Here is a 23301-nt window from a genome sequence, read left to right as displayed (position 1 = left end):
GTAGCGGATGGCGTCTTGAAGGCCAATCGCGGAAGCAGGGGTCGTGCCCGATCTCCCGTTCTGTCTACCATCCCATCTCCGGCTTGATCGCCAGCGCTCGACGGACTACCTCAGAAGCGGTCGGCGGAGCGTCGGCGCATGTGTTGCACAAGGAACCACGATGTCCTCGATCAGCGTCGATCTGGCCGGCTACACCGACCTGCCGCCCGGCAAGGTGGCCACAATCGTCACCTACCTGGAGATGCGAGCGCAGCCGATGCCGCGCCGGGCCGACCGGCCGGATCTCTCGCTTGACCGTATCGAGACACCGGATCCGCAAGAGTACCGCGCCCTGTTCCGCCGGATCGGCGACGAGTGGCTGTGGTTCGGTCGGTTGACGGGAAGCGATGCGGACCTGCTCGCCCAGATCACCCGGCCCGGTCATGAGGTCTATTTCTGCCGCAGGAAAGGCGAGGCCGGACCGGTCGGCCTGCTGGAACTCGACTTCAGCGATCCGCGCGATGTCGAGCTTGCCTATTTCGGTCTGGTTCCGCAGGAGATCGGCAACGGTGCCGGCCGCTGGCTGATGAACCAGGCGCTGTCGAAAGTCTGGTCGCGGCCGGAGACCGCGCGGCTTTTCGTCCACACCTGCACCGCCGACAGCCCGCAGGCGCTGGGCTTTTACCGAGACAGCGGCTTCACGCCCTACAAGCGGGCGATCGAGATTTCCGACGACCCCCGGCTTGCCGGCGTGTTGCCGATGTCGGCGGCGCGGCATGTGCCGGTGATCGAGGGAGAGTAGGGGCGGGTTGCGCCCCGATCCGCCGCGTCGTCAGCCCGTCATGCGCAGAACGGCCGCACCGGTCGCCTTGACGAGGTCTGAAGGAGTTGTGGCAAACACGCTGTTTGGCGATCCGGCAGCGGCCCATATCCCGGCGAATCGGATAAGATCCTCATCGATATAAACGCGTGTCTCGGCGATATAGCCGAGCGGCGCGACACCGCCGATGGCAAAACCGGTGCGCTCGCGCACGGTTCGACCGTTGGGGCGGACAAGATTTTCGCCGATGCGCGCGGCAACGGCGGCTTCGTCGACGCGGTTCACGCCGCTGACGAGAAGCAGGATGACATCGTCGCTCGTCTCGCCGAGGAAGACGAGCGACTTGACGATTTCCGCCACCTGGCACCCGCAGGCGGCGGCAGCTTCCTCCGCGGTTCGGGTGGAGGCCGGCATCTCGACGATGTCGATGACCAGGCCGGCCCTGGCGGCCGCTTCCCGGACGCGGTCCGTGCTGCTGTTGTTTGCCATGGAGAAGTCTTAATCCTCGTTAACCATAAAACGTTGTTTGTTCGTGGACGAATCGGATCTGATGGGCGGGACGGCTGCGGACGAAGTCGCACTATGGTAAGCATGTTTGTTAAGGGTTCGTTTACCTGCCTCGAACGGAACGATGTATGACCAGATCGCGTGACAATGTAGTGCCGCATGCCAAGGTGCGCAGCCTCCGGGAAGCCATCCGGAAGGTCAAGTTCGCCGAGGTCGAGCGCACCGACGTGGTGGTGGACTTGCAGGAATCGGAAAGGGCCCGTCTGGAACTCCTCGCCGAGGAGTTGCAGGACATCTTCAAGGAAGTTCCCGAGGACGACGACCAGTTCTCGTTCCAGATCGTGCCGGGCAACATCCCGCGCCTTTGGATCGATATCACCGGTCACGTGGCGATGGGGCGCGACAAGCGCACCTACCGTTTCCTCAAGGACACGCGGCTGGGCCGCACGGTGATCCTCGAGACGCCCGAACTCGACGACATGGCCGACTGCATCACCGAATACATTGCCGAACGGGTGCTGGAGCGAGAGCGCGCCGTCGAGGGCGACTGGCTCAGCAAGCGTCTGAAGGAGCCGCCGCGCGCGGAAACTTCGGTCGCGGCTGTCCCGCAGCAGCCGACCCAGCCGTCGGTGGCCAGCGTGCCGCATGTGCGCGGGCTGTGGGGGCCGTTCGCGGCCTTTGCCGTCGGCCTTCTGGTCGGCGCCGCGCTGCTGGTTGGCTACGCGTGGTTCGCCAATCCCCTGAACTGACGCCTGCGGCCCGTTTTTCCCCTTGAGCCTCGCCTATCCGGGAATGTCGATCGCGTGCCGCGCGATCGTCGCGACCTGTTGCGCTTCCTCGCGAGGGGCCTTGGAGACGAAGCCGCGCTCTTCCATTTCACACTGCCAGTTGCCCGGTGCGCCATCGATCGAGAACAGGTTGTAGCGGGCGGCGGGGCGCTTGTGCCCCGGTCCGTTGGAGGCCGAGGGCACGCCGATCACCGACACCGGTCCGGCAGGCCCGTCGATGGCGGTGCGGGTGGCAAGATGGGTGTGGCCATGCAGGATGAGTTCGCAGCCTGCCCGCTTGACCGCAGCGCGCACGCGCGAGGCATCGGTCAGGCGCTTGTTCCACCCGGTTGCCCCCGGTTGCGGGGGATGATGGATGAGAAGGACGCGGAACAGGCCTTCCTCGCCAAGCCGTTCCAGGCAGTCCCGCAGCCGGCGTGTCTGGGCGGTGCCGATGCGGCCGGTGGCGAACCACGGGCCGCTGGCGCGCGCGCTGGAAACGCCGACAAGCGCCAGCGGACCGCGCCGGCGAACAAACGGGAAATGGTCGGGCGTCTCGGCGTCGCCGCTCATGTAGGGGCCCCAGGCATGGACGGCACGGCGCAGGGCGCCTGGCACATAGGCGTCGTGATTGCCGGGAACGACGGTCAGCCGGTCGGGCGGGGCGAGGTCGTCCAGCCAGTGCCGTGCCGCTGCGATTTCCAGGTCCAGCGCGATGTTGACGAGGTCGCCGGTCAGCGCGATGTGATCCGGGCTGTTGTCCTGGATATCCTCGACAAGGCCGGGAAGCCAGGCGCCGGTCATGGTCCGGGCGCGCGAGCGGTGCCAGTTGACGTAGCCGATCACCCGTTTGGAAACGAGGTCGCGGAACTTCGCGTCGGGCATCGGGCCAAGGTGGGGATCGGAGAAATGTGCAAGACGGAACATGCGCCCACATCAGGAAAGCATGCGGGTCCGGTCAAGCAAAAAGCGCCGCGGACGGGTCCGGGCGCTTCCATCCGTCCTCTCGGGACGGTGCAGAACGGGAGGTCCCGGCAAGGCGCCATGCGCTCTTGCCAAAGCCGGCCGTGTCAGTTGCCGCTGAACGTGGTCAGCACCGCGGCGATGCGCGGGTTGGTCAGGTCGATGGCCGGCCGCCAAACGTAACGGCGCCGGGCGCGGGTCGGAAACAGGACCGACAACATGGCTCTCTCCTTCGAGAATGCAGCTTGGAGACGATGGGGGTCCGCCGCATGCGGGTGTCGCTCCTTCGGCTGCGTGGCGACAATCCCCGGAATCCCCTGCCTGAACAAGCGCCATTCGGGCATTTCTCCCATGCGCGGCGCGCATGGTGGGTTAAGTATCTGTTATCGGGCACCCGACTTCGAGCGGATCCCATGACGGGTGAAACCGGGTGCGGTGAAGAGGGTCAGTGGCATGCGGACCATCCTTCCGCTGAAAGCGATACGCAGGCTCGCTCTGGCGGCGACCCGCTACCAGCGCGCGATGACACTCGGTGTGCGGATTGCCGCGCGGGACGCGGATGGCGCCGTCCTGCTTGTCCGTCACACCTATCTGCGGGGTTGGTATCTTCCCGGCGGCGCCGTGGATGCCGGCGAGACGCTGGCGGAGGCCGCCTTGCGGGAACTCCGCGAGGAAACAGGCGTGTTGCCGGGCGCGGGCGCGGAGCCGGAACTCTTTGCCATCTACCACAACCGGCGCGACCACCTGCGCGATCACGTTGCCCTTTACCGGCTTCCGGCTGTCCTCGTGCCGGATGACGCACTACGGCCGAACCGCGAGATCCGCGAGGCGCGGTTCTTCGCGGTCGATGCGCTGCCCGAGGAGACGACACCCGCCACCCGCCGGCGCCTTGCGGAGCTTGCCGGCGAGAGCGCGGTCGCGCCGCTGTGGTAGCGGCCGCGCGCGGGGGCGTGGATCAGGCGGCGCGGCCGAGACGGTCGCGCCCGTGGGGCCGGTCGAGATCAAGCTCGGGCCCGGCCGGCACGATCCGCGTCGGGTTGATGCTCTCGTGCGAGCCGTAATAGTGCTGCTTGATCGTGGCGAAGTCGCAGGTGTCGGCAATGCCGGGCTGCTGGTAGAGTTCGCGCAGGAAGCCGGAGAGGTTCGGATAGTCGGCGATGCGGCGGATGTTGCACTTGAAATGGCCGACATAGACCGGGTCGAAGCGCAGCAGGGTGGTGAACAGCCGCCAGTCGGCTTCGGTGAGCCGGTCGCCGGTCAGGTAGCGGCTCCCGCCAAGGCGCTCCTCGAGCCAGTCGAGGCTTTCGAAGAGCTTGCCGACGGCCTCCTCATAGGCCGATTGCGTCGTCGCGAAGCCGGCCTTGTAGACGCCGTTGTTGACCGTGTCGTAGACGCGGGTGTTGACGCGCTCGATCTCCTCGCGCAGCGCCTGCGGATGGAAGTCGAGCGTTGCATCGACCCCCGGCAGTGCATCGAACGCCGAATTGAACATCCGGATGATGTCGGCCGATTCGTTGGAGACGATGGTCTGCCGCTTGCGGTCCCACAGGATCGGCACGGTGGCGCGGCCGGTATAGGTGGGGTCGGCCTTCACATAGACCTGCCAGGCGGTGCGAGCGCCGGTCTCGGGTTCGGCTTCCGAGAAAGTCCAGCCATCTTCCAGCATCAGCGGCTCGACCGCCGACACGGTGATGACGTCCTCCAGCCGCTTGAGCTTGCGAAAGACCAGCGTCCGGTGGGCCCAGGGACAGGCAAGGGAGACAATCAGGTGATAGCGACCTGCCTCGGCGGCAAAGCCGGCCTCGCCCGTCGGACCTGCGGTCCCGTCGGGGGTGATCCAGTTGCGAAACACGGACTCCTTGCGAACGAATCGGCCCCCGCTGGAGCTGGTGTCGATCCAGCCGGTCTTCCAGACGCCTTCGACGAGTTGACCCATGATGATATCCTCCTGTGTCTGTTGTACCCCGGAGATGGGCCCTGGCGCACAGTCTTCAACGACCTGAATGGTGCGTTCACCAGGAATGAACGGTGAGCGAAGACACAGGAAACGCTTTACGGACCGGGTGTTGCATGATACCGACCGCCCTCGCACCAGATGAAGGGCGCGCGCCTTGCGTCCCGACAGGCCGGATGAAGATGATCAGGATCGAACGCCAGCGACGACGAGAATTGCGACGAGGCCAGCCCTCGCGCGTCGTCACACGCGTGCCTTGAGACACCGGTAGAGCGGTTCGAAAGATCCCTCGGAACGGTTCGACAGGCACCGGTTTCCTGCCTGACCGTCCCGATCCCGAGAACCGACCATGCTCGCTCTTTCCTGGCTTATCCGGAACGAAACCCCCGAAGACCTTGCCGCCATCGAGGCCCTGCAGGCCGATGCGTTCGGCCCTGGCCGTTTCGCCAAGACCGCGTTCCGCCTGCGTGAAGGCGTTGATCACGACCCGCGCCTGAGCTTTGTCGGCATGAGCGGGGATGTCTTTGCCGGCTCGGTCTGGTTGACGCCGATCACCATCGGCGGTGCGCCGTCGCAACTGCTCGGTCCGCTCGCCGTGGCGCCGGCCTTCAAGAACAAGGGACTGGGGCGGCTCCTGGTGAACCAGGCGCTGAAGACGGCGCTGGCCTTCGGCGAACGCAGCGTCCTGCTTGTCGGCGACGCGCCCTATTACGGCCCGCTCGGGTTCGAGCCGGTTCCGCCGGGCTCGATCACGCTGCCGGGCCCGGTCGATCCGGCGCGGGTGCTTGTCGCCAATCTCGTGCCGGGTTCCCCCCTGCCGGTGGGGCAGGCACGCGGGGGACGCGGCTGAAACCGCGTCAACGCCCCTCGCGGTACCACAGCAGCGAGACCGCGCCGAGCAGAAGCGCCAGGCCGAGAAGGCCCGCGAAAAGCGGGTAGCGGTCGATCCCCTTGAGCACGCTTGCATCGCTGGTACGGAAACCGATCCAGCCGTCTCCGGCAAAGCTTGTCGCGCGGCGCAGCGGCACGACACGCGGTATCAGCACGTTGCCGCCGGCATCGACAAGCCGCCGCACGCTGCCGCCGGTTTCCTCGGCAAGCGGTGCCAGCGTTTCGGTGGTGGAAAGCACGTCGGTGAACTCGCGCGGATTGGGCGGGCCGACATGCACCAGGGCCTTGCGAGTTCCGTCATCGACCGAGTAAAGGCCCAGGTCGGGGGCGGGTGCGCTGGCGCGCCAGAGCCCTGGCGACACTTCGGTCGGCGTCAGGTTGCGGGTCTCGCCGCCCGGCAGTGTCAGCGTCATGTCGCTGACGCTCTCGCCGATCGTCTGGCGCTCGGCGATAACCTCGACGCCGCGCGAGGTGAGCCGCAGGGCCTCTTCCTCGAGATCCGGCTCCTTCATCAGCCAATGGGCGAGGCGGCGCAGCAGCGCCACATGCGGTCCGCCGCCCTCGTAGCCGCGCGCCCACAGCCAGACGTGATCGGACAGCAGCACGGCGACGCGGCCCTCGCCCTCGCGGCTCAGCACCAGCAGCGGCTTTTCCTCCGCGCCGGTCATCAGGGTCTCGCCGTTGCGGATGGTCGCGTCGACGAGGCGGAACCAGCGGCTCCAGGCCGGCGGCTCCGCGTTGCCGCCGGGCAGGCCCCGGGTCACCGGATGGCGGCTGCCGGTTTGCGAGATCGCTGCCCGGAAGGGTTCCTCGTAGATCATGCCGCTCGGCTCGGCCGGCAGCACGGGCGACAGCGGCGTGCGATAGATGCTGCCGCCCTCGGCATAGTCGGGACCGCCTGCGACCAGCACCGCGCCGCCCTCGCGCACGAAGCGGGCGATGTTGTCGAAGTAGAGCAGCGGCAGCACGCCGCGCCGTTCGTAGCGGTCGAAGATGATCAGGTCGAACTCGTCGATCTTGACCGAGAACAGCTCGCGGGTCGGGAAGGCGATCAGCGACAGCTGGTTGATCGGCGTGCCGTCCTGCTTGTCGGGCGGACGCAGGATGGTGAAGTGGACAAGGTCGACGGACGCATCGGACTTCAGCAGATTGCGCCAGGTGCGCTCGCCCGCATGCGGGCTGCCGGAAACGAGCAGCACCCGCAGGTTCTCGCGAATGCCCTCGACGGTGACGACGACGCGGTTGTTGAGCTCGGTGAGTTCGCCCTCCAGCGTGTCGGCGGAGAATTCGAAGATGTTGTTGCCGCCATGGGCGACGGTGACGGGAATGTCGATGGTCGAGCCGGGTTGGGCGCGCTGCTGGGTGACGATCTCGCCGTCGCGCCGCACGGTGATGGTGACCCGGTCGGCAGCGGTCTCCACGCCGCGGTCCTGAAGCTGCAGGGTGACGACCTGTTCGGAGCCGACAAGGGCGAATTTCGGGGCGCGGGCGATGGCGAGGCGGCGGTCGATCTCGTCCTCGACGCCCGTCACAAGCGCATGTAGCGGTGCATCGAAGCCAAGGTCGGCGGCCTTTTCCGGAATGTCGTGGACTTGCCCGTCGGTGATCATGACGCCGCCGCCGATCCGTTCGGGCGGCACGTCGGAGAGGCTGTCGGCCAGCGCCGAGAACAGCGCCGTACCGTCCGCCGTGGCGCCGTCGCCGCGGGCGGCGCGGGTGACGCGCAGCTCGTAGCCGGGGAGTGCGGCGAAGCGCTGCTCAAGCGCGGCAAGGGCCTCATTGGTGGATGTGGCGCGATCTCCCAGGCGCTGGCTCTGGCTCTCGTCGACGACGATCGACACGACGCTGCTCAGCGGCTCGCGGTCCTCGCGCTCCACGGCCGGGCCGGCAAGCGCGAAGACCAGCAGCGCCATCGCCAGGGCGCGCAGCGGCCATGCGGGCAGGCGCAGGACGAAGGCGGCAACCGAAAGCGCGAGCGCGGCAATGGCTGCGGCGACCAGCACCCAAAGGGGAAACAGCGGAGCGAAGGAGAGGGACCAGATCACGCGTCGCTCCTATTGTCCGAGACGTTCGAGAAGGGCGGGGATGTGCACCTGGTCGGCCTTGTAGTTGCCGGTCATCGCATACATGACGATGTTGACGCCGGCACGGAAGGCGTATTCGCGCTGGACCGCATCGTTCGGCACCGTCGGGAACAGGTAGTTGCCGGCCTCGTCGACCGCCCATGCGCCTGCGAAATCGTTGCCGGTGATGAGAACGGGTGAGACGCCGTCGCCCCCGCGCACCGGCCTGCCGGGTTCCCCGGCCGCCTGCTCGGTTGCCTCCACCCAGAGCGGTCCGCCGGAATAGCGTCCGGGGAAGGTCTCGAGAAGGTAGAAGGCCTTGGTCAGGACATGATCGGCCGGGACCGGCTCCAGCGGGGGCATGTCGAGCCCGTCGAGCACGGCGCGCAGGCGCAGGACGGCAGGCGAGGTTCCAAGGCCGATGCCGGCGGACAGCTGGTCGGCCGTGTCGAAGAGGATCGTGCCGCCATTGCGCATGTAGGTGTCGATACGGGCGAGGGCTTCGGATGACGGGCGCTCGGTGTCGGCGGAAATGGGCCAGTAGAGGATCGGATAGAATGCCAGTTCGTCGCTGGCGATGTCCACGCCGACCGGCGCCTCGGGTTCCAGGGCCGTGCGGGTCGACAGGTAACGGGTCAACCCGAGCAGGCCCTGGCGGCTGGCCGTGTCGCGGTCCGGCTGACCGGTGAGAACATAGGCGAGGCGGGTGTCGAGCGTCGCCTCCAACGCGGCAAGGTCTCCGGAAGTCTCCTGTGCCCGGAGTTCGCCGGCGGCGAGCGTCATGGCGCAGGCGAGAACCAGCCCCGTGGGCAGGACCCGGCCCAGCCGGCCGCGAAGCGCCGTGCGGTCGCCGCGCAGCCAGATCATTGCGAGGGCGTCGGCGAAGAGCAGCAAAAGGGCGATCAGGAACAGCGCGGGACGCAGGTCGGTTGCCGCCGATGCCGGATAGCCGGTCACGCGGGCGGTGCCGCCGAGCGGCGCGAGGTCCAGCTCCATCACCTGCTCGGGCGCGGTGAGAAGGTTGATTGCCCGGAAGGCGTCGTCGCTGCCGTAGAGGCCCGGCGGATGGCGCCGGCTCGGGGCGACGTCCTGCTGCGAGGCGGGAACCGGAACCGCTGCCGTCGATGGCGGGCCGAGCCGGCCATAGCCATCAAGCAGGCGCACCGGCGGCAAAAGGGTTTCCGAGGGATCGGTCGCGCCCGCAGCCGTGGCCGGGGCGGCCTGCGTGCCGGCCTCGTCGTTGGCGGGAGCGGCCGAGGAGAGGCTGACGATCCGCCGCAGCATGGCGACGAAACTGCCGGAAATCGGCAGGTTCGACCAGCCGGTGTCGGCCGTCACGTGGAAGAGGACCACGGTGCCGCGCCCGCGCGCGGTGGCGGTGACGAGCGGTGTGCCGTCGGCGAGCGTTGCCCAGGTGCGGTCGGCAAGGTCCGGTCCCGGTTCGGCGAGCACCTGCCGGTTGACGGTGACGTCGCCGGGCACCGGCATGCGGGCGAAGGGGGAGCTGTCCGAGAAGCTGGCGAGCGGTTGCGGCTCTTCCCAGGAAAGGCTGCCACCCAGGGTCCGGTTGCCGGCACGAAGGGGGGTGGGAATCAGCTCGTCCGACCCGCCGGCCAGGCGCGGTCCGGCGAAGCGCACCAGTATGCCGCCCTGCTCGACCCAGTCCCGGACCCGCTCGAGGGCCGCGTCCGGCATGCGTCCGACATCGGCGAGCACCAGAACGGAAACGCCTTCGTCAATGAGCTCCGGCAGGGCGGTGTCGAGGTTTTCGCTGCGTGGCCGGCGCAGCTCCGAAAAGGGCGACAGCGCGCGGTCCAGATAGTAGAGCGGCGACAGCAGGGGTTGCGCCTGGTCGGCGGACGCGCCGGAGACGAGGCCGACCGTGCGCCGTTGCCAGCGGTCGTCCAGCAGCTGGACGCCGGCGGCGCTGTTTTCGCCAGCAACCTCGAGCCGGGCGACGTCGTTGCGCAACTCGACCGGCAGGTCGAAAGACACCTCGCCCACATCCGTGTCGCCCTCGAAGACGGGGGTCGCCTCGCCAAGCACCAGTCCGCGCAGATCGAGCGCCCGCACCACCAGGTTGTCGGACGATGGGTCGCCGCGCAGCACGGCGGCGGTCAGCGCATCGATGTCGTTGCGGGCATCGGCGAGCGCCGTTGGACGCGGCAGGCCGGTCAGCACGCTCAGATCCGCATCGCCGACAAGGGCGCGAAGGTCTTCCAGGAAGCGCGGTGTCGTCTCGCGGGCGATGCCATCGCTCAGCCAGACGATCGCGTCGGGCGGCTGGTCTGCCGCTGCCTTGCGCAGCGCCAGCGTCAGTTCGCCGCGCGTGGTCGGCCATGAGCGGGGCTCCAGCACCCGCAGACGCTCCAGAGCGGCATTGGCCGTTTGCGAGACCAGCGGCTGGTCGGGCCCTTCAGCGGTTGCCGCGAACAATACGGGGCGGCCGCTGTCGGCGGCGGCCGTGATCAGTCGCTCCGCCGTCTGGCGTTGACGCTCCCAGGCCTTGGCCGAGGCCCAGCCATTGTCGAGCAGGACCCAGAGCGGCCCGTTGCCGGCCGGCGCATCGGCGCTCGGCCGCCAGACGGGACCGGCGAGCGCGAAGATCAGCGCGGCGGCAAGGCACAGGCGCAGGATTGTCAGCCACAGGGGGCTCTTGTCGGGGGTCTCCTCGCGCCGGTCTATGTCTGCGAGCAGCCGGGCGGGCGGGAAGGCGACGCGGCGCGGGCTCGGCGGGATCAGGCGCAGCAGCCACCAGATGACCGGCAGCAGCAGCAGGGCGGCAAGGGCAAGCGGCGCGGTAAAGCCTAGGGGCAGGAAGGGGGTCATGCATCGACCCCCTTGGTGCCCTGCATGGGAATGCCGCTCAGCCGGCTGTGCAGCACCAGCATCGGCTCGGACGCCGGACGGTCGGTGTGGTGGACGAGGAAGGTCCAGCCGGCCTTGCGGGCGGCATCGCCAATGGCCGCACGGTGCGCCTCGAGCCGCTCGACATAGGCCCGTTTCCACTCTTCGGCCTTGCCACTGGTCAGGCGGAAGCCGGTCTCGGGGTCACGGAACTCGGTGCGGCCGGCGAAGGGGAAGGTTTCCTCGACGGGGTCGAGCACCATGACCATGTGCGCGCGCGCGCCGGACGCCGCGACCTTGCGCATCCATGCAAGGGTGCCCTCAACGGGATCGAGCAGGTCGCCAATCAGCACGACATCGGAGAAACGGCGGATGTCCTGGGGGTCGGGCAGGCTGGCCGGGTCCGTGACATGGGCGAGGGCCGCGGCGATGCGTTCGGCCGCGTGGCGGTCGGCAACCGGCTTGCGCAGTCCGGGCAGGCCGATGCGCTCGCCCGTTTCTGCAAGCAGGTCGGCCAGCGCCAGCAGCAGGACAAGGGCCCGGTCGCGCTTGATCGTCCTGGAAAGATGCGACCGGAAGGCCATGGACGGGGAAAGGTCGGCCCACAGCCAGACGGTATGGGCGGCCTCCCACTCGCGTTCGCGGACGTAGAGATGATCGTCACGGGCGGAGCGGCGCCAGTCGATGCGCTTGACCGGTTCGCCGGCGACAAACGGACGGAACTGCCAGAAATTCTCGCCGGAACCGGACCGGCGGCGGCCATGCCAGCCGGCATTGGTGGTCATGGCGACCTGTCGTGCCTCGACCAAAAGGTCGGGCAAGGCATCCGCCAGCGAGCGCGCGCCGGCAACCACCTGCGGCCAGCTTTCGCCCTGCTCCTCGCCGGATACCGGCCTGCCCGGTGTCGCCTGGAACCCGAAACGCGCGAATCCCTCCATGGACTGTTCCTAGCCGATCCGGCTTTTCAGACGGCCGATGAGACCGCGGATGGTGTGGCCGTCGGCCCGCGCTCCGAAGGTCAGGGCCATGCGGTGCTGCAGGATCGGTTCGGCCAGTGCCAGAACGTCATCCACCGAGGGCGCCAGCCTGCCGTCGACCAGCGCACGGGCACGCACGGTCAGCATCAATGCCTGGCTGGCACGCGGCCCCGGTCCCCATGCGATCAGTTCGGTCAGCTCATCGTCTGTTTCGCCCGGACGAGCGGAGCGGACGAGTTCCAGGATCGCCTCCACCACGCTCTCGCCGACCGGCATGCGGCGCACCAGCTGCTGGCAGGCGATCAGGTCGTCGCCGTTCATCACGGCGGTGGCGGCGGCGTCATGCGCGCCGGTGGTCTCCATCAGGATGCGGCGTTCGGCCTCGCGGTCGGGATAGTGCACGTCGATCTGCATCAGGAAGCGATCAAGCTGCGCCTCGGGCAGGGGGTAGGTGCCTTCCTGCTCGAGCGGGTTCTGCGTCGCCAGCACATGGAAGGGGCGCGGCAGGTCGTAGCGCTGCCCGGCGATCGTCACGTGGTACTCCTGCATCGCCTGGAGGAGGGCCGACTGGGTGCGCGGGCTGGCGCGGTTGATCTCGTCGGCCATCAGCACCTGCGAGAAGATCGGCCCCTTGATGAAGCGGAAGGCGCGGGCGCCGTCCCGGTCCTGGTCCATCACCTCGGCGCCGAGAATGTCGGAGGGCATCAGGTCGGGGGTGAACTGGATGCGGCGGGCATCAAGGCCGAGCACCGTGCCGAGCGTTTCCACCAGCTTCGTCTTGGCAAGGCCGGGTACGCCGACCAGCAGCCCGTGACCGCCGGATAGCAGCGTGACGAGGGCCCGCTCGACGACGCTTTCCTGACCGTAGATGACGCGCGCGACCTCGCTGCGGGCGCCGGCGATCTTTTCCATCGCCGTCTCGGCGTCGCGGGCAACCTGTTCGTGGTCGATATCCGGTGAGGTGATCGCGCTCATGGTCGGTATACGCCTCCTGCTTCGTTTGGACCGCATGGCAGCCGTTGTCGGCCGTTTGCGGCTGATCGGCGCCGGGTGACCCGGATTGCCTTGCCGGCGCGACATTTCGGGCAGTGGCGCGCAGGACTCAACATTGGCAACGCGACGATGGTAACCCATGTCATGATAGGGTATGGGCCAAATCATGGCGGGGACAACGGAATTGGATCAAAAAGCAGCGACACGAAGGAAATCGGGTGCGTCCGATGCAATTCCCGAGGGTCTTGCGGATCTGGTCGCGCGCGCGGGGAGCAATCGCGGCACGCCGCCGGTGGAGCGCTGGAATCCGCCCTTCTGCGGCGATATCGACATGCGCATCGCCGCCGACGGGCGCTGGTTCTACATGGGCTCGCCGATCGGTCGGGAGGCATTGGTGCGCCTGTTCGCCTCGGTGCTGCGCCGGGACGAGGACGGTCGTCACTACCTGGTGACGCCGGTGGAGAAGGTGGGGATCACCGTCGAGGATGCCCCTTTCCTGGCGGTCGAGCTTCATGCCGAGGGTGAGGGCGACGGGCAGGTCCTGACCGTGCGCACAAATGTCGGCGACGTGGTGCGAATCGATGCCGAGCATCCCCTTCGTTTCGAAGATGAAACTGGCACAGGCGGGCTCAAGCCCTATATCAGGGTCCGGGGCGGGCTGGACGCCCTGTTCGCGCGGCCCCTGCTGTACCAGCTGGCAGATCTTTTCGAGGACCATACGGTGTCGGGCGAAACCCTGACCGGCGCATGGAGTGCTGGCCGGTTCTTTCCGGTCGCGCCCGGCGGTACCGCGACAAAAGGTGAGGCATCTTGACGGCTTTCGTGGAACAGCGGATCGCGATGACGGGGGAGGGGCAATTGACGGCCCGCGCCTTCGCCGATCAGGCGCGCAGGCGGCTGGTCTCGCCCGCGACCGACGAGGTCGGCGATCACATCCTCAATCCCGACCTGGGGCCTTTCGCCTTCGCCAAGCGGCCGCCGCGCGACGCGGCGGTGATGATCCCGGTGATCGAGCGGCCGGCGGGCGCGACCGTCATACTCACTCAACGCACCGATCATCTGACCAGCCACGCGGGGCAGATCTCCCTGCCCGGCGGCAAGATCGATCCCGACGACGACGGTGCGGTCGGCGCAGCCCTGCGCGAGGCCGAGGAGGAAATCGGGCTCGATCCGCGTTTCGTCGAGACGCTTGGCGTTCTGCCCACCTACCTGACCGGATCGGGTTACCGTGTCGCGCCGGTGGTCGCCCTTGTCGGGCAGGAGGCGCGACTGGTGCCGAATCCCGATGAGGTGGCCGATGTCTTCGAGGTGCCGCTTGCCTTCCTGATGAACGACGCCAACCATTTGCGGCAGTCTCGCGTCTTTGCCGGCAAGCCGCGCTATTTCTATGCGATGCCCTATGGCGAACGCTATATCTGGGGCGTCACTGCCGGAATCCTCCGGCTAATGTACGAGACGGTTTGCCGCTGATGTTGCGTATCATCCTGACCCAGCTACTGCTTTTCTCCCTGCCTTTCATCGGTTTCGCGATCTGGCTGTTCATCACCAAGAAGGCCCAGACATCGGAGAACTGGCGCAAGGGGCCGATGGTCTGGCTGGTGATCGCCGGCGGTGTGCTGGTGATCGGCGGGCTGGTGATGCTGACGACACGCGAGGGCCTGCCGGAGGGCAAGACCTATCGTCCGGCCGAACTGCGCAATGGCGAATTCGTGCCGGGCCACTTCGAGTAGCTCGCGGGAAACGGCGTCCAGATGACCGCGCGTATCGATTCCCTCTGGCTTTACGAGCCGGGCCTGCAGGCGGCGTTCGATGCCATCGAGCGTGACGGCGACAGCGTGCGCGTGGTCGGTGGCGCGGTGCGCAATACGCTGATGGGGCTGCCTGTCACCGATATCGATATCGCCACCGATGCTATCCCCGACAACGTTATCGCACGTGCCGAAGCGGCCGGACTGAAAGCCGTTGCGACCGGTTACGAACACGGGACGATCACCGTGGTGAGCCATGGCACCGCCTATGAGGTGACGACGCTGCGCGAGGATGTCGAGACGCACGGGCGTTCGGCGACAGTCCGCTTCGGCCGCGACTGGCAACGTGACGCAGAGCGGCGTGATTTCACGATGAACGCGCTTTATGCGGCGCGCGACGGCACCGTGCTCGATCCGGTCGGCGGCTTGCCGGACCTTGCCGCGCGCCATGTCCGCTTCATTGGCGATGCGCATCGCCGGATCCGCGAGGACTACCTGCGCATCCTGCGTTTCTTCCGGTTCCACGCCCAGTACGGGAAGGGGCCGCTTGACGCCGGGGGGCGCGCCGCAGCCACCGAGCTGAAGGGGGGGATCTCCGGTTTGTCCGCAGAGCGGATCGGCATGGAGATACGCAAGCTCGTCGTCGCTCCCCGGGCCGCGGAAACACTTGCCGAGATGACCGAGGCCGGCGTGACGCCGCTGGTGCTGGCGACCCGGGGCGGGCTCGCCCCGTTTCGTGCGCTGCGGGCACTTGATCATCTTGCGCCGAACACGCGGGATCCGGCGCTGGCGCTCGCCGCGCTCAGCGACGGAGATGCGGCTGAGCTCGACATCGTTGCCGATCATCTGCGGCTTTCCAATGCGGAGCGCCGACGGATGAAGGCGGCCTTTGGCGCCTCGTGCTGGCTGGCGGAAAGACGTGCGGCCAGGGAGCCGGGAGACGACCCGCGGCTGGCGCTTGAACTCCTCCACCGCTTTGGCCGCGAGGCAGGCGTCGACGGGGTGCTGCTTGCCTGGTCGAACAGCGGGTTGGGGCCGGATGATCCGGCTTTCAAGGCACTCCTGGCACAGGCTCTCGGTCTTGATGCGCCGGTCTTTCCACTCTCCGGCCGCGACCTGACCCGTGCCGGCGTTGCCGCGGGACCGGAAGTCGGCCGCCGGCTGGCGCTGGCGGAGGAACGCTGGGTCGCCAGCGGCTTCGCGCTCGACCGTACGGCCCTGCTCGACGTGGCGGTCGCCGGCTGAAACCGGGCGGGCGCCGACCGAAAGGCTGCCGCCGCTCACTCTTCGGCGAATTCGCCGGTTACCTTCAGGCCTTCGATTTCCGTGGCGCCATCGGTCTTGACGATCGTGCGGGGCACGGCGCCCGCCTCGCGGGCCAAGGCCTCGGCAAATGTCGCGGAGTGGGTGACGATCCAGATCTGGCTGCGCTCGCAGGCCCGCGCGACGATGCGGGCAAGCGGCTCCAGAAGGTCCGGATGCAGGCTTGCCTCCGGCTCGTTGAGCGCAACGAAAGCGGGCAGGCGATAAGCGAGCAGCGCACCGGCCAGCGCCAGGAAGTTGAGCGTGCCGTCGGAAAGTTCACGCGCCTCGAACGAGCGGGAGAGGTCGGGAAAGCGCATCGAGATCGCCGCCTGTCCGGCATCGACCGCAACGGCAAGGCGGGCACCGGGGAAGGCATCGTCGATGGCCGCGTCAAGATCGATGGTGTCGGCCCTGACCTCGGCGAGCGTGGCGAAGACAGCGGCAAGATCCGATCCGTCCGAGGACAGGGTCGGGGTCGTCAGGGCAAGAGCCGGACGGCGCAGGGGCGAGCCGTCATCGGTGCGGAAACCGTGATAGAAGCGCCAATCGGAGAGTGTCCTCCGGACGATGTCGAGCTCGGGGAAGCGGCCGCCGTCGCGAAAGGCGAAAAGCGCGGTTTCCGAGCCCAGCACCTCGTTGTCATAGGTCAGCCGTTCGCCTCCTGCCGCCCGCAGCCAGACGGAAGGACCGGAACGCTGCATCAGCACGATGGCGCGCCCGCCCGAGGCGATCGCCAGGCTTTCCTCCTTCACCAGCGGCTCCAGAGGCAGGGCGGCTTCGGTGACCTTGTTGGGCAGACCGATCTCGATCGCATAGGAAAGATCGCCAAGCCGCGCCTTGAGGCTCAGCCGCACGGGCGCGCCGCGCTTGCGCTCGCCCGCCCAAAGGACACTTTCCACCCCGCCTTCCTCGGCGATGGCGCGGGTGATGCGGCCAAGGGCAGCTTGCTGGAGGAGCGACAGGGCCCGGTAGAGGTTGGTCTTGCCGGTGCCGTTCCGGCCGATGAACACGTTCAGCGCCCCGACCGGCATGTGCACGGCGCGCAAGGAGCGATAGCTGGTGATGGAAACCGAGCTCAGCGGAGGCAGGGACACGGCGGATCCGTTTTCCTGGAAGGGCGAGGCCCGTTCAGGGCCATTTCACCACCGGGGGCATGGAGGAGAGGATCGAGGCGACATTGCCGCCCGTCTTCAGGCCGAAGATCGTGCCGCGGTCGTAGAGCAGATTGTATTCGACATAGCGACCGCGCCGCACCAGTTGTTCCTCGCGCTCAGCCTCGTTCCACGGCTTGTGATAGTTGGCGCGCACCAGCTTGGGGTAGATGTCGAGGAAGGCGAGCCCGACGGCCTGGGTGAAGGCGAAATCCGCGTCCCAGTCGCCGGAATTGAGATAGTCGTAGAAGATGCCGCCGATGCCGCGCGCCTCGTTGCGATGCTTGAGGAAGAAATAGTCGTCGCACCACGCCTTGTAACGCGGATAATCGGCCACTTCGTGCGCCTCGCAGGCGGCCTGCATGGCGCCATGGAAGGCGAGCGTGTCCGCGTCTTCCTGTGTGCGGCGGGCGTCGAGCACCGGTGTGAGGTCGGCGCCGCCACCGAACCACTGGCGGGTGGTGACGACCATGCGGGTGTTCATGTGCACGGCCGGCACATGCGGATTGTGCAGATGGGCGATCAGCGAGATGCCCGAAGCCCAGAAGCGGGGGTCTTCAGAGGTGCCGGGGATCTGGCCGCGAAATTCGGGTGAAAACTCTCCATGCACGGTCGAGACATGGACGCCGACCTTTTCGAAGACGCGGCCCTTCATCATCGACATGACGCCGCCGCCGCCCTTGGCCCCGGTCGAATCGGTGCGCTCCCATGGGGTGCGCTCGAAGCGCCCGGCGGGAAGGGCGGCAAGCTCCTCGGGAAGGGCTGCATGTTCGGCGGCGTCATCCTCGATCGCCTCGAAACCGGCGCATATCCGGTCGCGGAGCGCACGGAACCAGGTTTCGGCCTGCGGCTTGCGTGTCTCGATATCCGCCGGCACCGGACCGCCGCGCGCCTCGCCGTTGCCACCTGCCGTCTGTCCGCTCATTCCCGTCACCTTCGCCAGCACATTCGTGATACCCGACCGCTTCATGGCAGATGCGGACGCCCGGGAAAAGGTCTGGCGGTCGCGACGGTCCGCCGCGCCGGCCGGCGGCGGCCCTCACGAAGGGAAGCTCCCGGTCTGGCGCAAGGCCTCCCCGAGCACCATCGCACCGGCGACCGCGACGTTGAGCGAGCGCATGCCGGGGGTGAGGGGGATGATGAGGCGCGCATCGGCGGTGTCGTGGACCGCAGGCGGAACGCCGGCGGATTCACGGCCGAGCAGCAGAAGGTCGTCCTTGCGGAAATCGAAGCGATGGTATGGCTCGCTGCCCGCCGTTGTCAGCAGGACGAGCCGCCGCTCTTGCGCCCCGCGCCAGGCTTCGAACGCCTCGAACGTGACGTGGCGGTGCAGGGCAACGCGCTCCAGATAGTCCATGCCGGCGCGTTTCAGCGCATGGTCGGAAAGCGGAAAACCGGCCGGTTCGACGACGTGAACGGTGACGTCCAGACAAGCGGCAAGACGCAGGATCGTGCCGGTGTTCTGCGGGATATCGGGCTGGTAGAGAACGAGGTCTGGCATCGTTGCAAATGTCCGGAGCTTGGAAGCGCGAGGCGGCGCCCCATATGCTGATTGCGGGTACGGGCGTATGTCCGCATCCTTGGCGGGCACGCCTTTATTGCAAGGTAATCGGGCCCGGCGCCAGTGTGTGCCAGGCCCGCAGGCCGATGCGACGAGCGCGTATCAGACCTGTTCTCCCGCTCCGCCTCCCGGTAATGGCAAAGGAACCATCGGCCCGTGTTCGAACGCCTGCTCGCCTGGTTCGAGTCCCGTCTCGACCCGCTGAAGCCGCTTCCCGACCGGCCGGTGCCGAAGACGGGCTTCGGCTATCTCTGGTTCTTCGTCTCCCAGGCGAAGGCGGCGTTCCTCGCCATGCTGGTGCTGGGCGGCGTGACGGCCCTGATCGAGGCTGCGCTCTATGTCTTTGTCGGCGATCTGGTCGACATGATGCAGTCGGGTGCGCGCGCGGACTTCCTCGTCGACAACGCGCCGGTGCTGGTCGCCATGGTGCTGACGGTGCTGGTGCTGCGCCCGGTCGTGGCGGCGCTGACCTCGCTGGTCGAGGAGCAGATCATCGTTCCCGGTTTCTTCAATCTGGTGCGCCTGCAGGGGCATGCGCAGGTTGTCGGCAAGTCGCTGGCCTATTTCCAGGACGAGTTCGCGGGCCGGATTTCCCAGAAGGTGTGGCAGTCGGGGCAGGCGGCCGGCGATTTCATGGTCAGCCTGCTGCAGATCATCTGGTTCATCGTCGTCTTCGCCCTCTCGACGCTGGCGCTGGTGAGCCGGCTCGACCCGCTGTTCGGTGTCGTCGTCGCGCTTTGGCTGGCGGCGTTTGCCGGGGTCTCGGCCGTCTATGTGCCGCGCATCCGGGCGCAGGCGAAGGCCAGCGCCCACGCCTCGTCCGGCGTGACCGGGCGATTTGTCGACACCTACGGCAACATCCAGACGATCAAGCTGTTCAGCGATATCGACCGGGAAGCGCTGGAGACACGCGGCGCCTACGAGACCTTCCTGGCGGCGATCCGCCGCTTCACCCGCACACTGACGGCCGTACGCAGCCTGATGAGCCTGCTTTCCGGCGTCATGATCGCGGCGATCGGCGTGCTTGCCGTGTTGGCGTGGCAGGCGGGCAGCGTCACCACTGGCGACGTGGCGTTGGTGCTGGGGCTGGTGCTGCGCCTCAACGTCCTGCTCGGCCGCCTGATGGGCCAGTTGAACGGATTGTTCCGGGCGCTGGGCACGCTGCAGGACAGCGCCGAAACGATCACCCGGCCGGTGACGGTGCCCGATGCAGCGCAGGCGCCGCAGTTGAAGGTGTCGGAAGGGCGCATCTCGTTCGAGGGCATCCGCTTTCACTACGGCAAGGCGGGCGGGGTGATCGACCGGCTGTCGGCGACGATCCGGCCGGGAGAGCGGGTCGGCCTCGTCGGCCGCTCGGGAGCTGGCAAGTCGACGCTGGTCAACTTGTTGCTGCGCTTCTACGACCTGGAAGGCGGTCGCATCCTGGTCGACGGGCAGGATATTTCCGGCGTCACCCAGGCCTCGCTGCGCGGGCAGGTCGGCGTGGTGACGCAGGACACCTCGCTGCTGCACCGCTCGATCCGCGACAACATCGCGCTCGGACACCGGGATGCGAGCGAGGAACTGGTGCGGGAAGCGGCGCGGCGTGCCCATGCGCTGGAGTTCATCGAGGCGCTTGCCGACAGCCGCGGGCGCAGGGGCTTCGACGCCCATGTGGGCGAGCGCGGGGTCAAGCTGTCGGGCGGGCAGCGGCAGCGCATCGCCATTGCCCGTGTGCTTTTGAAGAACGCCCCGATCCTGGTGCTCGACGAGGCGACCTCGGCGCTCGATTCGGAGATCGAGGCGGCGATCCAGGACAGTCTCAACGAGCTGATGGCGGGCAAGACGGTGATCGCCATCGCGCATCGGCTGTCCACCATCGCCGCGATGGACCGGTTGATCGTCATGGACGAGGGGCGCATCGTCGAGGACGGCAACCACGAGGACCTGCTGCGGAGCGGCGGCCTCTACGCGGATCTCTGGGCGCGCCAGTCGGGCGGATTCCTGCTGGCCGAGGACGTCGCCTGAGGCGGCATGCAAGCGCGGTCGGTGGTGAGAACGTTGCATGAACGCAACAGTGATTCCGGATCGATCCTTCGGGTTCGAATTATCGCTTTGCAACTTCCGGTGATCGTGTAGTGTGCCGGCATCGGTTATCGGCTCCGGTCGGATGACCCTTTGCGGACCCTCCCCGGGTCCTTGTCGAGCGGGCGGAGTTTCCGTCCAGTCCAGTGTCGCCACACCCAGTGAAGAGGAGGGATCGCATGATCGAAATGCGCGTGTTTCAGATCCACGCAGCCATGTGCGCCTCCCGTCAGGCGACCGGACCAATGATGCTCTGCGCCTGAGCGAGCGTCCTTCAGTTCTTCCCATGTCTGCACGCCCGGTCTGACCGCCGGCGGCTTCAACTTTCCTGTCGCGCATGCAATCCGTCCGTTCCGGCGGATGCACGGGGTCCACTCCCCGTGTCGGTGTCGCGGCGTCTCCTATTGCCTGGTTCCGCAGGAGCTTGTCCGATGTTGTCCCGCTATCCGCTCGACCCGTTCGCGCGGCCCGATTCACCCGACCTGCCCGGTCTCTCCGGCAGGATCGCCCACGCAGGCATCGCAAGACGCCTCAGGGAGGCTGCGATCATTGCCGGCGCCGCCGCCGCGCTGACGCTGGCGCTTACCCTCATTCTCTTCCTGCCGCTGGCGACCGACGAGATCGCCCGGCTCGAGAGCGTCGTCGTCAACGGCGCGAGCGAACCGGCCGGTGCGTTCACGGACCGGCTGACGACGCTGTTTCTCGGCCTGCTGGTGCTGTCGGCATCGGTCTCCGCCTTCATCCTCTCGGTGCTGATGACACCGCCGTCCACGCGTCCGATCTTCCCGGCCGGCGGACGCCGCTCCGCCCGGCTCCCGCGCCGCGGCGAAGCCAGCAAGGAACACGATCATGTTCAAGCGCTTTGAGAAACTGGTCGACCCGTTCCGGGACGGGGCGATGGAGGCCCCCCCGGCGACGCTGTTTGCCTTCTGCTGGCACTACACGAAACCGATCTGGCCGGTGCTTGCCGTCGTCTCCGTGCTCGGCACGGCCATTGCGATCTTCGAGGTGATGGTCTTTTCCTTCCTCGGCGACCTGGTGAACTGGCTGTCGAACGCCGACCGGGAGACATTCTTTGCGGAGAATGCCGGACGCCTGGTGTGGATGGGTGTGGTCATCCTGGTGATCATGCCGGTGCTGGCGCTTTTGTGGGAGCTCTTGTTCCACCAGACGCTGCTCGGCAACTATCCGATGGCGATCCGCTGGCAGGTGCACCGTTATCTGCTGCGCCAGAGCGTCGGCTTCTACCAGAACGACTTTGCCGGACGCATCGCGACGAAGGTGATGCAGACCGCGCTCGCCGTGCGCGAGGTGGTCACGCGTGTCCTCGACGTCCTCGTCTATGTTTGCGTCTACTTTCTCGCGGCGGTGGTGCTGATCGGCGATGCCAGCATCGAGCTGGCCATTCCGCTGATCCTCTGGCTGGTCGCCTATCTCGGCGTGCTGGTGTTCTTCGTGCCGCGGCTGAAGTCGCTGTCACAGGTACAGGCGGACGCGCGCTCGACGATGACCGGACGCGTGGTCGATGCCTATACCAATATCGCCACCGTGAAGCTGTTCTCTCATACCGACCGCGAGGAGAGCTATGCCCGCCAGTCGATGTGGGAGTTCCTGAAGACTGTCTACCGGCAGATGCGGCTGGTGACGCTTCTCAACACGGCGCTGCACACGATCAATGTGCTGTTGCTGTTCTCGACCGGCGTCGTCTCGATCGTGCTGTGGCAGCGCGGCGTGGTCACGGCCGGCGACATCGCCGTCGCCGTCGCGCTGATCCTGCGGCTGCACGGCATGTCCCAGTGGATCCTGTGGGAAATCTCGGGCCTGTTCGAGAACATCGGCACGGTGCAGGACGGCATCACAACGATCTCGCGCGAGCGCGACGTGGTCGACCTGCCCGATGCCGCGCCGCTGAAGGTGGGGAACGGGGCGATCTCGTTCCAGGGCGTGCGCTTCCACTACGGCAAGAAGAGCGGCGTCATCGATCACATGGATCTGGAGATCCGGCCGGGCGAGAAGGTCGGCGTGGTCGGCCGCTCGGGAGCTGGCAAGTCGACACTGGTCAACTTGCTGCTGCGGTTCCACGACGTGGAGGGCGGGCGCATCCTGATCGACGGACAGGACATCGCGTCGGTGACCCAGTCGAGCCTTCGCGCCAATATCGGCATGGTGACGCAGGACACGTCCCTGCTGCACCGCTCGGTTCTGGAGAACATCGTCTACGGTCGCCCCGATGCCAGCGAGGAAGATGCGATGGAGGCGGCGCGCCGCGCCCATGCGGCCGGGTTCATCGCCGGGTTGGAGGACCAGGCCGGCCGCAAGGGGCTTCAGGCCCATGTGGGCGAGCGCGGCGTCAAGCTGTCGGGCGGACAGCGGCAGCGCATCGCCATTGCGCGGGTTCTACTGAAGAACGCGCCGATCCTGGTGCTCGACGAGGCGACCTCGGCGCTCGATTCGGAGATCGAGGCGGCGATCCAGGACAGTCTCAACGAGCTGATGGCGGGCAAGACGGTGATCGCCATCGCGCATCGGCTGTCCACCATCGCGGCGATGGACCGGCTCGTGGTGATGGATCACGGACGGGTGGTCGAGGACGGCAGCCACGACGAGTTGCTGGCGCGGGGCGGGCTCTATTCCAGCCTTTGGAATCGCCAGTCGGGCGGCTTCATCGACAGCCAGCGCGACGCTGTCTGAGCTCCCGGGCAAGACCGCCT

21 protein-coding genes are annotated in these 23301 nt (G+C 67.4%); 11 read left to right on the top strand and 10 right to left on the bottom strand.

All coding sequences use genetic code 11. From position 1 onward, the window contains the following. The first annotated feature begins 160 nt into the window (after nucleotides 1–160). On the top strand, nucleotides 161–781 hold the full coding sequence (locus RBB46_RS12840; protein WP_306029386.1) for a GNAT family N-acetyltransferase: 621 nt from the start codon (nucleotides 161–163) through the stop codon (nucleotides 779–781). 30 nt (nucleotides 782–811) lie between these two features. Here RBB46_RS12840 and RBB46_RS12835 read toward each other — a convergent pair whose 3' ends face one another. Continuing rightward, nucleotides 812–1288: a YbaK/EbsC family protein gene (locus RBB46_RS12835; protein WP_306029385.1), complete on the bottom strand. Its 477-nt coding sequence runs from the start codon at nucleotides 1286–1288 to the stop codon at nucleotides 812–814. Between the two features lie 146 nt (nucleotides 1289–1434). Here RBB46_RS12835 and RBB46_RS12830 point away from each other — a divergent pair, with 146 nt between their 5' ends. After that, complete coding sequence (locus RBB46_RS12830) at nucleotides 1435–2055, top strand: hypothetical protein (protein WP_306029384.1); 621 nt, start codon at nucleotides 1435–1437, stop codon at nucleotides 2053–2055. Between the two features lie 33 nt (nucleotides 2056–2088). On the opposite strand, the gene RBB46_RS12825 is transcribed toward RBB46_RS12830, so the two are convergent. After that, entirely contained in the window at nucleotides 2089–3000 is a 912-nt protein-coding gene (locus RBB46_RS12825; RefSeq protein WP_306029383.1) for a metallophosphoesterase, read from the bottom strand. Nucleotides 3001–3489: 489 nt separating this feature from the next. Here RBB46_RS12825 and RBB46_RS12820 point away from each other — a divergent pair, with 489 nt between their 5' ends. Continuing rightward, nucleotides 3490–3969 (top strand): NUDIX domain-containing protein, encoded by a 480-nt coding sequence (locus tag RBB46_RS12820; protein WP_306029382.1) that lies wholly within the window; start codon nucleotides 3490–3492, stop codon nucleotides 3967–3969. A 22-nt stretch (nucleotides 3970–3991) separates the two neighbouring features. Here the strand turns inward: RBB46_RS12820 and RBB46_RS12815 are convergent, their stop codons facing one another. Then, the gene (locus RBB46_RS12815; RefSeq protein ID WP_306029381.1) at nucleotides 3992–4972 is read right to left on the bottom strand and encodes a glutathione S-transferase family protein; all 981 of its coding nucleotides are present in this window, start codon (nucleotides 4970–4972) and stop codon (nucleotides 3992–3994) included. A gap of 367 nt (nucleotides 4973–5339) precedes the next feature. On the opposite strand from RBB46_RS12815, the gene RBB46_RS12810 reads away from it, so the two are divergent. Further along, entirely contained in the window at nucleotides 5340–5840 is a 501-nt protein-coding gene (locus tag RBB46_RS12810) for a GNAT family N-acetyltransferase (RefSeq protein WP_306029380.1), read from the top strand. A 7-nt stretch (nucleotides 5841–5847) separates the two neighbouring features. On the opposite strand, the gene RBB46_RS12805 is transcribed toward RBB46_RS12810, so the two are convergent. The 4 genes from RBB46_RS12805 to RBB46_RS12790 are packed head-to-tail and all read right to left on the bottom strand — an operon-like array spanning nucleotide 5848 to nucleotide 12743. Then, nucleotides 5848–7926, bottom strand: a complete 2079-nt coding sequence (locus tag RBB46_RS12805; RefSeq protein WP_306029379.1) for a hypothetical protein — start codon at nucleotides 7924–7926, stop codon at nucleotides 5848–5850. 9 nt (nucleotides 7927–7935) lie between these two features. Beyond that, on the bottom strand, nucleotides 7936–10773 hold the full coding sequence (locus RBB46_RS12800; protein ID WP_306029378.1) for a DUF4159 domain-containing protein: 2838 nt from the start codon (nucleotides 10771–10773) through the stop codon (nucleotides 7936–7938). Further along, on the bottom strand, nucleotides 10770–11729 hold the full coding sequence (locus RBB46_RS12795; protein ID WP_306029377.1) for a DUF58 domain-containing protein: 960 nt from the start codon (nucleotides 11727–11729) through the stop codon (nucleotides 10770–10772). The genes RBB46_RS12800 and RBB46_RS12795 overlap by 4 nt, the downstream gene beginning before the upstream one ends. A gap of 9 nt (nucleotides 11730–11738) precedes the next feature. Further along, nucleotides 11739–12743, bottom strand: coding sequence for a MoxR family ATPase (locus RBB46_RS12790; RefSeq protein ID WP_306029376.1), 1005 nt, complete (start codon nucleotides 12741–12743; stop codon nucleotides 11739–11741). 184 nt (nucleotides 12744–12927) lie between these two features. On the opposite strand from RBB46_RS12790, the gene RBB46_RS12785 reads away from it, so the two are divergent. Genes RBB46_RS12785 through RBB46_RS12770 form a run of 4 tightly spaced genes read left to right on the top strand, consistent with a single transcriptional unit; the run spans nucleotide 12928 to nucleotide 15754 of the window. Further along, on the top strand, nucleotides 12928–13575 hold the full coding sequence (locus RBB46_RS12785) for a DUF1285 domain-containing protein (protein ID WP_336623162.1): 648 nt from the start codon (nucleotides 12928–12930) through the stop codon (nucleotides 13573–13575). Nucleotides 13576–13601: 26 nt separating this feature from the next. Beyond that, on the top strand, nucleotides 13602–14231 hold the full coding sequence (locus RBB46_RS12780) for a CoA pyrophosphatase (protein ID WP_306029451.1): 630 nt from the start codon (nucleotides 13602–13604) through the stop codon (nucleotides 14229–14231). After that, on the top strand, nucleotides 14231–14491 hold the full coding sequence (locus RBB46_RS12775) for a DUF6111 family protein (RefSeq protein WP_306029375.1): 261 nt from the start codon (nucleotides 14231–14233) through the stop codon (nucleotides 14489–14491). Before RBB46_RS12780 ends, RBB46_RS12775 begins: the two co-directional genes overlap by 1 nt. 21 nt (nucleotides 14492–14512) lie before the next feature. After that, nucleotides 14513–15754 carry a CCA tRNA nucleotidyltransferase gene (locus RBB46_RS12770; RefSeq protein WP_306029374.1) on the top strand — a complete coding sequence of 414 codons (1242 nt, stop codon included), beginning with the start codon at nucleotides 14513–14515 and terminating at the stop codon, nucleotides 15752–15754. A gap of 35 nt (nucleotides 15755–15789) precedes the next feature. Here RBB46_RS12770 and RBB46_RS12765 read toward each other — a convergent pair whose 3' ends face one another. The 3 genes from RBB46_RS12765 to RBB46_RS12755 form a co-directional block, all read right to left on the bottom strand. Next, entirely contained in the window at nucleotides 15790–16908 is a 1119-nt protein-coding gene (locus tag RBB46_RS12765; RefSeq protein ID WP_306029373.1) for an AAA family ATPase, read from the bottom strand. A gap of 34 nt (nucleotides 16909–16942) precedes the next feature. Continuing rightward, on the bottom strand, nucleotides 16943–17890 hold the full coding sequence (gene hemF / locus RBB46_RS12760) for an oxygen-dependent coproporphyrinogen oxidase (RefSeq protein WP_306029372.1): 948 nt from the start codon (nucleotides 17888–17890) through the stop codon (nucleotides 16943–16945). A gap of 114 nt (nucleotides 17891–18004) precedes the next feature. Beyond that, the gene (locus RBB46_RS12755) at nucleotides 18005–18466 is read right to left on the bottom strand and encodes a tRNA (cytidine(34)-2'-O)-methyltransferase (RefSeq protein WP_306029371.1); all 462 of its coding nucleotides are present in this window, start codon (nucleotides 18464–18466) and stop codon (nucleotides 18005–18007) included. Between the two features lie 216 nt (nucleotides 18467–18682). Here RBB46_RS12755 and RBB46_RS12750 point away from each other — a divergent pair, with 216 nt between their 5' ends. The 3 genes from RBB46_RS12750 to RBB46_RS12740 all read left to right on the top strand — a co-directional run bounded on the left by RBB46_RS12750 (nucleotide 18683) and on the right by RBB46_RS12740 (nucleotide 23281). After that, a complete protein-coding gene (locus RBB46_RS12750) occupies nucleotides 18683–20533 on the top strand; it encodes an ABC transporter ATP-binding protein (protein WP_306029370.1) in 1851 nt (616 codons plus the stop codon). Between the two features lie 488 nt (nucleotides 20534–21021). Then, nucleotides 21022–21456, top strand: a complete 435-nt coding sequence (locus tag RBB46_RS12745) for a hypothetical protein (protein ID WP_306029369.1) — start codon at nucleotides 21022–21024, stop codon at nucleotides 21454–21456. After that, entirely contained in the window at nucleotides 21440–23281 is a 1842-nt protein-coding gene (locus tag RBB46_RS12740; protein WP_306029368.1) for an ABC transporter ATP-binding protein, read from the top strand. The genes RBB46_RS12745 and RBB46_RS12740 overlap by 17 nt, the downstream gene beginning before the upstream one ends. The last annotated feature ends 20 nt before the right edge of the window (nucleotides 23282–23301 follow it).

Source organism: Stappia sp. MMSF_3263, from assembly GCF_030733745.1.
Lineage (GTDB): Bacteria > Pseudomonadota > Alphaproteobacteria > Rhizobiales > Stappiaceae > Stappia.
Note: the sequence above shows the minus strand (reverse complement) of the source record. Positions and strands in the feature narration are given on the sequence as shown.